This window comes from Enterobacter sp. DVT3837, assembly GCF_056238685.1.
In genome coordinates, this window is record NZ_JBWDLA010000001.1 from 1,275,626 (window position 1) to 1,289,596 (window position 13,971).

The 13,971-nt window shown below is 53.1% G+C and carries 9 protein-coding genes and 3 pseudogenes; 3 read left to right on the top strand and 9 right to left on the bottom strand.

Annotated features, from left to right (window positions below):
- The first annotated feature begins 124 nt into the window (after positions 1–124).
- Positions 125–1,093: an IS5 family transposase gene (locus AC0XWG_RS06200; protein ID WP_000654811.1), complete on the top strand. Its 969-nt coding sequence runs from the start codon at positions 125–127 to the stop codon at positions 1,091–1,093.
- A 42-nt stretch (positions 1,094–1,135) separates the two neighbouring features.
- Entirely contained in the window at positions 1,136–2,104 is a 969-nt protein-coding gene (locus tag AC0XWG_RS06205) for a LysR family transcriptional regulator (protein WP_475680763.1), read from the top strand.
- On the opposite strand, the gene aldB is transcribed toward AC0XWG_RS06205, so the two are convergent.
- The 9 genes and pseudogenes from aldB to AC0XWG_RS06250 form a co-directional block, all read right to left on the bottom strand.
- Positions 2,101–3,639 (bottom strand): aldehyde dehydrogenase AldB, encoded by a 1,539-nt coding sequence (gene aldB / locus AC0XWG_RS06210; RefSeq protein ID WP_028018230.1) that lies wholly within the window; start codon positions 3,637–3,639, stop codon positions 2,101–2,103. The genes AC0XWG_RS06205 and aldB overlap by 4 nt on opposite strands.
- A gap of 85 nt (positions 3,640–3,724) precedes the next feature.
- Complete coding sequence (yiaY, locus tag AC0XWG_RS06215; RefSeq protein ID WP_257246730.1) at positions 3,725–4,876, bottom strand: L-threonine dehydrogenase; 1,152 nt, start codon at positions 4,874–4,876, stop codon at positions 3,725–3,727.
- A 179-nt stretch (positions 4,877–5,055) separates the two neighbouring features.
- Complete coding sequence (gene selB, locus AC0XWG_RS06220) at positions 5,056–6,900, bottom strand: selenocysteine-specific translation elongation factor (RefSeq protein WP_257246729.1); 1,845 nt, start codon at positions 6,898–6,900, stop codon at positions 5,056–5,058.
- Positions 6,897–8,282, bottom strand: a complete 1,386-nt coding sequence (selA, locus tag AC0XWG_RS06225) for an L-seryl-tRNA(Sec) selenium transferase (protein ID WP_257246728.1) — start codon at positions 8,280–8,282, stop codon at positions 6,897–6,899. Before selA ends, selB begins: the two co-directional genes overlap by 4 nt.
- Before the next feature lie 103 nt (positions 8,283–8,385).
- On the bottom strand, positions 8,386–8,994 hold the full coding sequence (locus AC0XWG_RS06230; protein ID WP_028018226.1) for a glutathione S-transferase: 609 nt from the start codon (positions 8,992–8,994) through the stop codon (positions 8,386–8,388).
- Between the two features lie 90 nt (positions 8,995–9,084).
- Positions 9,085–10,050: pseudogene (locus tag AC0XWG_RS06235) on the bottom strand (HlyD family secretion protein); the annotation flags it as partial.
- 15 nt (positions 10,051–10,065) lie between these two features.
- A protein-coding gene (locus tag AC0XWG_RS06240; protein ID WP_223216367.1) for an IS1 family transposase occupies positions 10,066–10,763 on the bottom strand; the annotation gives its coding sequence in 2 pieces (ribosomal slippage) (positions 10,066–10,514 and positions 10,514–10,763; 699 coding nt in all).
- A 48-nt stretch (positions 10,764–10,811) separates the two neighbouring features.
- Positions 10,812–10,997 (bottom strand): annotated as a pseudogene (locus tag AC0XWG_RS06245) (HlyD family secretion protein); the annotation flags it as partial.
- A gap of 2 nt (positions 10,998–10,999) precedes the next feature.
- Positions 11,000–11,355: pseudogene (locus AC0XWG_RS06250) on the bottom strand (DUF3302 domain-containing protein).
- 657 nt (positions 11,356–12,012) lie between these two features.
- Between AC0XWG_RS06250 and AC0XWG_RS06255 the strand changes: the two are divergent.
- Positions 12,013–13,920 (top strand): PTS mannitol transporter subunit IICBA, encoded by a 1,908-nt coding sequence (locus AC0XWG_RS06255; protein WP_028018223.1) that lies wholly within the window; start codon positions 12,013–12,015, stop codon positions 13,918–13,920.
- Positions 13,921–13,971: the final 51 nt, after the last annotated feature.

Here is a 13,971-nt window from a genome sequence, read left to right on the forward strand (position 1 = left end):
ATGGTTACAAATTTGTCAATGCAACGCTGCGCTTTATATAATATTATATATAAAATCATATAGATTGGTGTGCATGATGAGTAAATTACAACGGCTTTGTTGAATAAATCGAACTTTTGCTGAGTTGAAGGATCAGATCACGCATCCTCCCGACAACACAGACCATTCCGTGGCAAAGCAAAAGTTCAGAATCACCAACTGGTCCACCTACAACAAAGCTCTCATCAACCGTGGCTCCCTCACTTTCTGGCTGGATGATGAGGCGATTCAGGCCTGGTATGAGTCGGCAACGCCTTCATCACGAGGAAGGCCCCAGCGCTATTCTGATCTCGCCATCACCACCGTTCTGGTGATTAAACGCGTATTCCGGCTGACCCTGCGGGCTGCGCAGGGTTTTATTGATTCCATTTTTGCCCTGATGAACGTTCCGTTGCGCTGCCCGGATTACACCAGTGTCAGTAAGCGGGCAAAGTCGGTTAATGTCAGTTTCAAAACGTCCACCCGGGGTGAAATCGCACACCTGGTGATTGATTCCACCGGGCTGAAGGTCTTTGGTGAAGGCGAATGGAAAGTCAGAAAGCACGGCAAAGAGCGCCGTCGTATCTGGCGAAAGTTGCATCTTGCTGTTGACAGCAACACACATGAAGTTGTCTGTGCAGACCTGTCGCTGAATAACGTCACGGACTCAGAAGCCTTCCCGGGCCTTATCCGGCAGACTCACAGAAAAATCAGGGCAGCCGCGGCAGACGGGGCTTACGATACCCGGCTCTGTCACGATGAACTGCGCCGCAAAAAAATCAGCGCGCTTATTCCTCCCCGAAAAGGAGCAGGTTACTGGCCCGGTGAGTACGCAGACCGCAACCGTGCCGTTGCTAATCAGCGGCTGAGCGGAAGCAATGCACGGTGGAAATGGACAACGGAATATAACCGTCGCTCGATAGCGGAAACGGCAATGTACAGAATGAAGCAGTTGTTGGGAGATTCACTGACGCTGCGTGACTACGATGGTCAGGTAGCGGAAGCTATGGCCATGGTGCGTGCGTTGAACAGGATGACAAAGGCTGGGATGCCAGAAAGCGTGCGTATTGCCTGAAAATCCAGCCAGCTACAGGGTCGTTCGCACGAAATCTTATTTATTCAACAAAGCCAATTACAACTAAAGCCACGCGAATTAAAAATTATATCCGTCATCGCAGCAACCCACAGTATTGGCGATGCCGCCGCCCTGCTGAGCATGGCGCAGGCCAACGTCAGTAAATATCTCTCTGATTTTGAAACACGGGTTGGACTTAAGGTTTTTGAGCGCACCACGCGCCAGCTGGCCCTGACCCAGTTCGGTGAAGCATTACTCCCTTACATTAACGCCTCGCTGGACAAAAACAGCCAACTTGTTAATTTCATTGCTGATTATAAGCACGAAAAACGTGGAAAAGTGACAATCTATGCCCCTACGGGCATTGTGACCTACCTCGCGCGACACGTGATCCACAAGATAGAGGACATCGGTGATATCCGCATCTCCCTGAAAACGTACAACCTGGATCGGAATGAATATTCAGAAGGTGTTTCCTTTCCTGATGACTGCGATATTTTAATCACCTATGCGCAACCGAAAGACGAAAGTCTGGTTGCGAGTGTTTTAACAAAATATTCGGTCACAGCATTTGCAACCAAAGAGTATTTAAATAAACACCCCTTAACGGGACCTGAAGATTTAATTAACCACTCCTGTATTCTTATAGACTCCATGCTGGTTGATGATGCAAACATCTGGCGTTTCCGCGTGCATGGCAGCGATGAGATCCATGATTATAGAGTGACCGGGAACTATATTTGCGACAATACGCAGACGGCCCTGGAACTGGCAAGAAATAACCTTGGAATTGTTTTTGCTCCCAAAGAGAGCCTGAAAAAAGAATTAACTCAGGGAATGTTGGTCCCTTGCTTCCCGCATCAGGAGGAGTGGTGGCTCGACCTGACGACCATATTCCGCAAGCGCGAATATCAACCCTGGCGTGTGCAATACGTCCTGGATGGCGTACTAAACTGCCTGCGCCAGCAAATTGCTCAGGCCGTCAATGGACGGCCTGAGCGGAGTGATTAGAACAGTCCCAGAGGTTTATCGGAATAACTGACCAGTAGACATTTTGTCTGCTGGTAATGCTCCAGCATCATCTTGTGCGTTTCACGCCCGATGCCCGATTGCTTATAACCACCAAATGCCGCATGCGCCGGATAGGCATGGTAACAGTTAGTCCATACACGACCGGCCTGAATGCCTCTTCCCATCTTATAAGCCAGATTACCGTTGCGGCTCCAGACACCCGCCCCCAGGCCATACGGTGTGTCATTCGCAATTTCCAGTGCCTCCTCCATCGTTTTGAAGGTCGTCACTGCCAGCACCGGTCCGAAAATTTCCTCCTGGAAGACTCGCATATTGTTCTTACCGAACAGGATCGTCGGCTCAAGATAATACCCTTCCTGCAGATCCCCACCGAGCACTTTGCGACGACCACCGGTCAGGATATCTGCCCCTTCTTTCTTGCCGATATCAATATAGTTGAGGATCGTTTCCAGTTGTCCATGAGAAACCTGCGCCCCCATCTGGGTGACACTATCAAGCGGGTTACCGCTGCGGATAGACTCCACACGACGGATCGCGCGCTCCATAAAGCGCTCGTAAATAGACTCCTGAACCAGCGCCCGGCTCGGGCAAGTGCACACTTCCCCCTGATTGAAGGCAAACAGAGCAAACCCTTCCAGGGCTTTATCGAAGAAGGCATCTTCTTCATCCATCACATCGGCAAAGAAAATATTCGGAGACTTACCGCCCAGTTCCAGCGTTACCGGAATGATGTTCTGCGTCGCGTACTGCATGATCTGCTGACCCACTTCCGTCGACCCGGTAAATGCCACCTTGGCGATACGTTTTGAGGTCGCCAGATATTCACCAATTTCACCTCCGGCACCGTTCACCACGTTGACCACCCCCGGTGGCAGCAGATCGCCAATCACTTCCATCAACAACAGGACCGACAGCGGGGTCAGGCGCGCCGGTTTGAGGACAATACAGTTCCCTGCTGCCAGCGCAGGTGCCATTTTCCAGCTCGCCATCAGCAGCGGGAAGTTCCACGGAATGATTTGCCCCACCACGCCCAAAGGCTCGTGGAAGTGATACGCCACGGTATCGCTGTCGACCTCACTGATTCCGCCCTCCTGAGCACGAATACAGGAAGCAAAATAGCGGAAGTGGTCAATGGCCAGCGGCACATCTGCCGCCATTGTTTCCCGGATAGGCTTGCCGTTATCCCAGGTTTCCGCTGTCGCCAGCAGCTCCAGATTTTGCTCCATCCGGTCGGCAATTTTGAACAATATGGCCGCACGGTCCTGGACGGAAGTATGGCCCCATTTATCTTTCGCTTTATGCGCCGCATCCAGCGCCAGATCGATATCACGCTTGCCGGAGCTGGCTATCTCACAAAGCGGCTGACCGGTGACGGGGGTCAGGTTGGAATAGTATTCGCCGTCGACGGGAGCCACCCAGGCACCGCCAATAAAGTTGTCATAACGGGGTTTCAGCTTGAGGGGAAAACCATACTCGCCAGGCTGGATACGCGATGAGGGAGGATTGTTTGTCATGACCGTCTCCTTGCTGTTGGTGTACAACAAGGGTAGTCCCGACTGACGATTTTCTCGCCAGCCGGTGACGGGTTTACGACAAGGGTCACATCGCGGCGCGGTAAATTTCCATTATCTCTTCATGGGTCGCCTGAACCGGGTTGGTGAACCCACAGGCATCCTTCAGCGCATTGGTTGCCAGGACCGGAATATCTTCCTCTTTGACGTTCAGTTCGCGAAGGCCCGCCGGGATATTGACCTTGCGGGCCAGCGCACGGATCTCAACGATGCAGGCCTGGGCTCCCTGCATGTCGGTCATCTCACTCACATTCACGCCCATGGCTTTTGCACAGTCGCGCAGACGCCCCGCCGCAGCCTTGCTGTTAAACACCTGAACGTGTGGAAGCAGTACAGCATTACAGACGCCATGCGGCAGATCGTAGAAGCCACCCAACTGATGCGCCATCGCGTGTACATAGCCTAGTGAAGCATTGTTAAACGCCATTCCAGCGAGGAATTGTGCATAGGCCATCGCTTCACGCGCCTGAGCGTTACTGCCATCTTCAACGGCATGTACCAGGTTTTCACTAATCATCGTCACCGCTTTCAGCGCGCAGGCATCGGTAATAGGTGTGGCCGCCACAGACACATACGCTTCAATCGCATGCGTCAGGGCATCCATACCGGTTGCCGCTGTCAGTGAGGGTGGCATTCCTGACATGAGCGAGGAATCGTTAACGGACAGTACTGGCGTAACGTGCTTATCCACTATCGCCATTTTAATATGACGCGTCTCATCAGTAATAATACAGAAACGCGTCATTTCCGAAGCCGTACCCGCGGTAGTATTAATCGCAATCATCGGCAATTGGGGCTTTGCAGAGAGATCGACACCTTCATAATCACGAATATCACCGCCGTTCACTGCCACCAGCGCAATACCTTTTGCACAATCGTGAGGTGAACCACCACCCAGTGAAATAATACAGTCACACTGATTTGCTTTTAATATTTCCAGACCTGCCGCCACATTTGCTGTCGTCGGATTAGGGTGCGTGCCGTCATACACAACGCTGGAAATATCACGTTCTTTCAGAGCATGTTGAATACTGGCGACCATACCCAGCTTGCTCAGCATGGTATCGGTGACAATCAGCGCGCGGCGCCAGCCGTAGTCGCGCATGGTATCCATTGCGGTGTTTAATGAATCAGAACCAATAATATTCACGGAAGGAATATAAAATACAGATGCAGCCATGATATTTCCTCAAAAAGATAAAAATTGTCTGCAGCATAAGGTAAAAATTACGCAAAAAACATGATCAAAAATATGATTTTGCGAAGACCTTCGCAGGTTGAATAAATTTAACCCTGCGAAGGTGTGAATTAATATTTAAATCTCTTTCTATCTATTCTATTTTTGTATTAATTCCTGTTTTATGTTTGCGGAAATAATAGTGAATCGCGTAATAAATGATCATTTCCGCGACGGCGGGTAAACCCGATACGGTTGAAATATTCCAGGATCTGGATCGCCAGCTTGCGGCCAACATTCAAACGGTCGCGGAAATCGGCTGCACAGGTAGAGCCTCGTTCCTGATCCAGCTCACGGATCAGGTTGGCAAACGCAACAATGCGATCGTTACGGTAATAACGATCTTTCACGATCGCGACGATAAGCCCCTGCTGCGCCGCATGGCGCAATACCTGGCGCATCACTTGCTCGTCAGTATTCGTTTGGCGGGCCAGATCGCGAACCCACCATGGCTCATCGCCAAACAGTGATGCCACTTTTTGCCATACTGCCTCTTGCTCAGCGGTAAACCCGGCTTTGTGATCCGGCAGATGCAGCCAACCGTGGTGACTTTTAATCGCCCCCGTTTCGCGCATATTTTCAATCAACAGCAGCACCAGAGCATCGTCTTCCATCGGCAGCGCCATGCGGCGCAGACGCTCGCGGCCGGGGCCCGGTTCATCCTGATGCTGTTCATGGTAAGTCGCAAGCGTGTTCAATATTTTACGCTGCCAGTGCGCCGCCACCGGGGCATTCAGCAGGCTGTTGCCAGCCTGAATAAAGCCCGGCTCCTGGGTCAGCTGACGTAAACCTTCCTCACTCAACTGGCGAGCCCATGCAAAGTCAGCAAGATTCACCGCACCGCGCTCGAGATGAACCAGCAGCGCTGTTTTATCATCCGTCGCCTGCGCCAGCGCAGACAGCCATTGCAGATACTCAGGTTTACGCTTGCCACGTCGCGGTGAGTGAAGTGTCACTACCCGCGCCCCGGCCAGCGTTTCCCGCGCTGAAATATCGCGCAGAACAAGACGGTCATTATCCGCAAGCCAGAGTGGTGAATCAAAAACCAGCTCGGCAAGGTCGTTTTCCAGCAGCGAGATGCGTCCGGTAATATGGCTGGCCGCGTGATGAATATGCAGCGGTTGCCATTGAGTCAGCGGCATGTGCGTCTGCAGGGAGACGATCACGCGCTCAGACGGTTCTGGAGGGGTATCAGCCAACAGCCAGTCACCACGGTTAAGCTGGTCTTTTTCCGCATCACCGGCAATATTGAGTGCGATTCGCTGCCCGGCATGAGCATGCTCTACGGGCTGGTTTTGCGCATGTAAACCGCGCACGCGCATCGGTTTGTTAACGCCCGTCAGCCATAAACTGTCACCCACTCTCACTTCGCCGCTTAGCGCCGTACCCGTGACGACCAGACCCGCACCTTTAACGGTAAACGCGCGGTCAATCGCCAGACGGAAACGATGATGGCTGGCGTGGTCGCGCGACGACAATTGCTGCAAATGGCGGCGAAGATCGTCGATACCACGACCTTCAGTCGCTACGGTGACAAAAAGCGGCGCATCGGCAAAACCATATTCCCGTAGGGTCGCCTGTACCATTTCGCGCACCTCACTGATGCGCGCCTCATCCACGCGGTCAGCTTTGGTCAGCGCCACGGTCAACTGCGGGTTGCCCGTCAGCTGCAGGATCGCCAGATGCTCGCGCGTTTGCGCCATCACGCCATCATCGCAGGCCACCACCAGCAGGGCATGATCGATCCCCCCCACGCCCGCCAGCATGTTGGACAGAAACTTTTCATGCCCCGGAACATCAATAAAGCCCAGCACGCGACCATCAGGCTGCGGCCAGTAGGCATAGCCCAGATCGATGGTCATGCCGCGCTTTTTCTCTTCCGGAAGACGATCGGCATTTACGCCCGTAATCGCCTGCAATAACGTGGTTTTTCCGTGGTCGACGTGACCGGCGGTGGCAATAATCATTTCAACAACATCTCCAGAAATCGCTCTTCATCTTCAAGGCAGCGTAGATCCAGCCACATTCTGCCGTCGTAAATCCGCCCGATAACCGGCGTCGGCAACGCGCGCCAGCGCGACGACAGGGTTTCAAGGTGGCTACCGCGCCCGTCACGCGGGGTGAACGTGAGCGCTTCACTCGGCAGTCTGTCCACTGGCAGTGAACCGCTGCCAATCTGCGACTGGCAGGGTTCAATGCGAACGTCAAAATCAGGGTAATGAGGGGCAACTCGGGGTAGCAGCAATTCACCCTGTGCACGAATTGAAGCGGCATCCCGGGTTAGCAAACGCAGCGTGGGCAGGCGGTCAGCCAGTTTCTCCGGATGCAGATAGAGCCGCAATGTCGCTTCCAGTGCCGCGAGCGTCATTTTATCCGCGCGCAGGGCTCGCTTGAGCGGATGCTGCTGCAACTGCGCAATCAGCTCACGCTTACCCACTATTATCCCCGCCTGCGGCCCCCCCAGCAGTTTGTCGCCGGAAAAGCTCACCAGGCTGACACCCGCCGCAATCATCTCTTGTGGCATCGGCTCTTTTGGCAAACCGTACTGGCTGAGATCGACCAGGGAACCACTACCGAGATCGGCAATCACCGGTATATTCAGCTCGCGTCCAATCGCTGCCAGCTCAGCTTCTTCAACGGTTTTGGTGAAACCTTCAATATGGTAATTGCTGGTATGAACCTTCATCAGCAGGGCGGTATTTTCATTCACCGCCGCGCGATAATCTTTCGCATGAGTGCGGTTAGTGGTGCCCACTTCATGCAGCGAACAGCCCGCCTGACGCATCACGTCCGGAATGCGAAACGCGCCGCCAATCTCAACCAGCTCACCGCGGGAAACCACCACCTCTCTGCCGCTAGCGGTGGCCGCCAGCATCAGCAGCACCGCGGCGGCGTTGTTATTCACAACGCAGGCATCTTCCGCGCCGGTCAGCTGGCAGAGAAGGTCCGCCAGTGCCCGATCACGATGTCCGCGCCCTGCACCGTCCAGATCGTACTCCAGCGTCACAGGCATTCGCATGGCCTGCGCGACCGCAGCAACCGCCTCTTCCGCCTGTTGCGCGCGCCCCAGGTTGGTGTGCAGTACCGTACCCGTCAGGTTAATCACCGGACGAAGTGCACTTTGCGTTTTCTCATCCAGCCGCTTTTCAACTTCTTGCTCCCACGCCGCGCACCAGTCAGGCAGTGTGTTTTCTGCCTGAATGTGGTGTCGGGCTTCATCCTGAAGCAACCGTAACATCTCAACCGTCGCGGTATGGCCGAAACGCTCAACAGCAGCATGAATGCGAGGCTCGCGAAGAAGACGGTCGGTAGCGGGAATTTGGCTGTACAGCGAATGATGAGTAGTCATGAAAGCGCCTGGCGAGTAAATATCATCCCCCCTCCCGACGGGAGAGGGAGTTAACATGTGGAGGGATTGTACCGCCTCCGGCAGCGAAGTGTTATAACCCGTATCAAGCCTTTGGCGGTTCGGTGCGGGCAAAACTCTCACGGCTAAACAGCGTTTCGGCAAGTTTTACCAGCAACGGGCGATCGACACACCAGCCAGGGGAAACATGACGGAAGTTGAGATAACCGATGGCGCAGGCGATCGCTATTGTCGCCAGATCCACTCTGTCAGGCTGGATTTTTCCCTCCTGGATGAGCTGCTCACACATATCCAGGCTGCGGCTGATTTTTTCACGCTGGCGTAGCAGTTCTGTTTCCGACTGTTGGGCGGCGGGTCTTGCCTGCTCGCGTACGGAAGTTAACGCCGCATCCATAATGCCATCGGCCAGGGCTTCAATTTGCTTCACAGCCAGCGCGGCTTTTGGGTCAGCCGGTAGCATTGCCGGGGCGACGCCCAGCAGCTCGATGTACTCCGCAATAATCGGGGAATCAAACCAGTATTCACCCTCGTTCGTCACCAGTGCCGGGACTTTACCTAGTGGGTTGTACTGCGCGACGCCGTTTTCGGCGTTGTAAGGCTGTTCATTGACGAATTCAAATTCAATCCCTTTCTCCAGCAGGAGGATAGAGATTTTTCGCACGAAGGGACTGGTGTAGCTACCGATGAGTTTCATTGCCTGATCCTTGATGCCGGAAAAAAATCAGTATGGATCAAGCGACGAAAAAAGGGCAGGTCTGCATGTCGCATTCCTGCCCTGAAAGGATTAGTGATCGAGGTAGAGGTAGTGCATCCAGCTGGTCATACGCAGCAGCACCTTACGCATCACCGAAACATGGGCGAAATGGTCCGAATAAACCGCCACCTGAGCATAAATACCGTCTGGCAGTGCATCGACATCGGCATTCGGGTCAAGCTCGATAGTCCCCAGCACGCCATCCGTACCCGGAACTACCGTCAGAGACTGCAGCGCACCCTGAGCCTGATATGATCCACCCGGCACCACCGGCAGAATGCTGGTGAGCTTACCGGAGAAGACCTGACCCGGCAGCGCGTTGAACACCACTTCAGCTTCATCGCCCGGTTTCAGACGCAGCAGCGAGTTCTGACGGAACTGCGCCACAATCTGGCGTTTTTGTTCCGGGATAAAGACCATCACCGGGCGCAGAGGCAGCGCGGCGGCATACGTCCCCGGACGAATCAGTACCTGGGTGATATAGCCATTGCTTGGCGCACGCACTACGGTCTGTTCCAGGTTGTATTTGGCTTCGGCAAGCTGGGCGCGCAGAGAGGCAACCTGAGATTGCTCACCGTTAACCATGCTGTCTAACTGAGTCTGAATTTGCGTCTGTTCGGCGACAGAGCCTTTAACCAGCGCGTCTTGTGCCAGATAGTTCTGGCGCGCATTGTCGATATCGCTTTCAGAGAACGGGTTAACCTTTGCCTGACTGCCTTTCAGGTAGCGCTGATAATCCTTATACAGACGATCGCGTTCCGCAGACACCCGCGTGGTATTGGCGACCGCTTCCGACAGTTGTGCCTTAAGGTTGTCGATGTTGTGCGTCGCAGTGACCAGGTCAGCCTGGAGTCTGTCTACACGCGCCTGGTAGCGACCTGGATCAAGTTTAAATAACACTTCACCCTTTTTAATGAGCTGATTATTTTTATCAGTCACTTCACTGACCACCCCGGTGACCTGCGGCGTAATCGGAATAGAAATAACCGCCTTTTGGGTAATGACTCCAACTTACTGATAGTGTTTTATGTTCAGATAATGCCCGATGACCTTGTCATGCAGCTCCACCGATTTTGAGAACGACAGTGACTTCCGTCCCAGCCTTGCCAGATGTTGTCTCAGATTCAGGTTATGCCGCTCAATTCGCTGAGTGTAACGCTTGCTGATTACGTGCAGCTTTCCCTTCAGGCGGGATTCATACAGCGGCCAGCCATCCGTCATCCATACCACGACCTCAAAGGCCGACAGCAGGCTCAGAAGACGCTCCAGTGTGGCCAGAGTGCGTTCACCGAAGACGTGCGCCACAACCGTCCTCCGTATCCTGTCATACGCGTAAAACAGCCAGCGCTGACGTGATTTAGCACCGACGTAGCCCCACTGTTCGTCCATTTCCGCGCAGACGATGACGTCACTGCCCGGCTGTATGCGCGAGGTTACCGACTGCGGCCTGAGTTTTTTAAGTGACGTAAAATCGTGTTGAGGCCAACGCCCATAATGCGGGCGGTTGCCCGGCATCCAACACCATTCATGGCCATATCAATGATTTTCTGGTGCGTACCGGGTTGAGAAGCGGTGTAAGTGAACTGCAGTTGCCATGTTTTACGGCAGTGAGAGCAGAGATAGCGCTGATGTCCGGCAGTACTTTTACCGTTACGCACCACGCCTTCAGTAGCTGAGCAGGAGGGACAACTGATGGAGATGGAAGCCACGGGAGCACCTCAAAAACACCATCGTACACTAAATCAGTAAGTTGGCACCATTACCGCCTTTTGAGCCGTAAAGGTATACGGGTGGTTATAGTTCATTAACAGGATAAGTCCGGCAACAATAAATATCCCGCCTAATGTCGCGGTGGCGAGCGTCCACTGGTTAACGGGAATACGGAATATTTTAAAGATGGCCCAGGCAAATGCCACATAGGTCAGAACAATCAACAGATCCATGATTAGCGCTCCAGCGTGTTCTTATCAGCTGTGGGTTGTGCCGCTGCCAGCTTTTGTTCAAGCTCCGCCACGCGTTTGGTCAGTGCATCCATGCCCGGTACCTCATCAGGCTTCGAGATGTGGTTCTGCATCCCCCAGCCGCGATCTTCACGGTAAAGCGTGGCCCAGATCCACAGGAACGGCCATATAGCATGGAGCGTAAACAGGCTAATCCATCCTGCCGTATGAATCGCATCGGCATGGGGATGGTTACGTTTTTTGGCCATATTATACGGGATGTCATGAATGGCTATGACGCCGTAAAAAAGGACCAGGAATACGAAATCAATACGCCCAGCGCAAAATAGTTGAGAAACATATTCTCCTCACTTAAACAACGTCAACTCATTAAATTAATAAAACGGTACGCAACCTAATTAATTTTTTATAGGAACAGTAATCACTTGCTATTTCAGCAGCCGGGGAGTATGGATTTTTATAATATCTCCATGCAAGTTTATAAACGTGTCAAAATATAACCTGAATAATAATAGACTTAACCTTACAATATGAGCGTAATCCACGTTTACACTTTTCGCCATACCACATCTGAAAAGTGGTTTTTTAGCTTTCTGTGTCGCCCCATGCCATCCTGACGCTAAATCGCAAGACAGAATTTGTTAAGGATCACAGCCGGAGAATTCTGCATAAAAATATTTTGTGAAATAAGTCACAATACAGAGACAAATCCGCCAGGATCAAATGTGACAAAAATCACAAAAAAGGGTCGTTTCTGCTCTATTTTTCGTCATCGTATTTTTTTTGCCCACTTATTTTGTGATTCAGATCACCACATTGATATCCACACCCCCTACATTTACGTGACACGCATCACACAAATTTTCGTCATCTGGACAGTTGAACGATTCAGTGCCAGATTTCACAGCATGAACAGGGCCCGGCTACCTCTGCCGCCTCACATTAACAATAAACCTCGGGCCGCAAGCCTAAGCGTAAACAGAAGAAGGGGTGTTTTATGTCATCCGATTTCAAGATCAAAGTACAAAGCTTTGGTCGTTTCCTCAGCAACATGGTGATGCCAAATATCGGCGCGTTTATCGCGTGGGGTATCATCACCGCATTGTTCATTCCGACAGGGTGGTTGCCTAACGAAACGCTGGCGAAACTTGTTGGCCCAATGATTACTTATCTGCTGCCGCTGCTCATCGGTTTCACCGGTGGTCGTCTGGTGGGCGGTGACCGTGGCGGTGTAGTGGGTGCAATCACAACCATGGGTGTGATTGTCGGTGCGGATATGCCAATGTTCCTGGGCGCAATGATTGCGGGTCCTCTGGGCGGTTGGGCAATCAAACACTTTGATTCCTGGGTAGACGGTAAGATTCGCTCTGGCTTCGAAATGCTGGTGAACAACTTCTCCGCAGGCATCATTGGTATGATCCTGGCGATTCTGGCGTTCCTCGGCATTGGCCCTGCGGTTGAAGTGCTGTCCAAAATTCTGGCAGCAGGCGTTAACTTCATGGTTGCGCACGACATGCTGCCGCTGGCGTCTATCTTTGTTGAACCGGCGAAAATCCTGTTCCTTAACAACGCCATCAACCACGGTATCTTCTCACCGCTGGGTATTCAGCAGTCTCATGAGCTTGGCAAATCCATCTTCTTCCTGATTGAAGCGAACCCGGGCCCGGGTATGGGTGTTCTGCTGGCGTACATGTTCTTTGGTCGCGGTAGCGCGAAGCAGTCTGCGGGCGGTGCGGCTATCATTCACTTCCTGGGTGGTATCCACGAAATTTACTTCCCGTACGTGCTGATGAATCCGCGTCTGATCCTGGCCGTTATCCTCGGCGGTATGACCGGTGTGTTCACCCTGAGCGTGCTGGGCGGTGGTCTGGTTTCTCCGGCGTCTCCGGGTTCTATCCTGGCGGTACTGGCGATGACGCCAAAAGGGGCTTACTTCGCAAACATCGCGGCTATCTGTGCAGCAATGGCGGTCTCCTTCGTGGTCTCTTCTATCCTGCTGAAAACCAGCAAAGTGAAAGAAGATGATGATATCGAAGCGGCTACCCGTCGTATGCACGACATGAAAGCGGAATCCAAAGGTGCTACACCGCTGGCGGCTGGTGATGTCTCTAACGACCTGAGCCACGTGCGTAAAATCATCGTTGCCTGTGACGCCGGTATGGGTTCCAGCGCAATGGGTGCAGGTGTGCTGCGTAAGAAAGTGCAGGATGCGGGTCTGACTAACATCTCTGTGACCAACAGCGCCATCAACAGTCTGCCACCGGATGTGGACCTGGTTATCACGCACCGCGATCTGACCGAACGCGCCATGCGTCAGGTTCCGCAGGCACAGCATATTTCGCTGACCAACTTCCTCGACAGCGGCCTGTACACCAGCCTGACCGAGCGTCTGGTTGCCGCGCAGCGTCACGAAGACAACGAAGTGAAAGTGCGCTCCAGCCTGCAGGACAGTTTCGACGAGAGCAACGCCCACCTGTTCAAACTGGGTGCGGAGAACATCTTCCTCGGTCGTACTGCTGCTACCAAAGAAGAGGCGATTCGCTTTGCCGGTGAGCAACTGGTGAAAGGTGGCTACGTTCAACCTGAATACGTTGATGCGATGCTGGAACGTGAAAAACTGACGCCAACCTACCTGGGTGAATCCATCGCGGTTCCGCACGGTACGGTTGAAGCGAAAGATCGCGTGCTAAAAACCGGCGTCGTATTCTGTCAGTATCCGCAGGGTGTGCGCTTCGGTGAAGAAGAAGACGACATCGCCCGTCTGGTGATTGGTATCGCCGCTCGCAATAACGAGCACATTCAGGTGATTACCAGCCTGACTAACGCCCTGGATGATGAGTCTGTCATTGAGCGTCTGGCCAGCACCACCAGCGTGGAAGAAGTACTGGCGCTGCTGAACAAGTAAGCCCATTTCCGCCCTCTCCCCACAGGGGAGAGGGCTAGGGTGAGGGGAAAG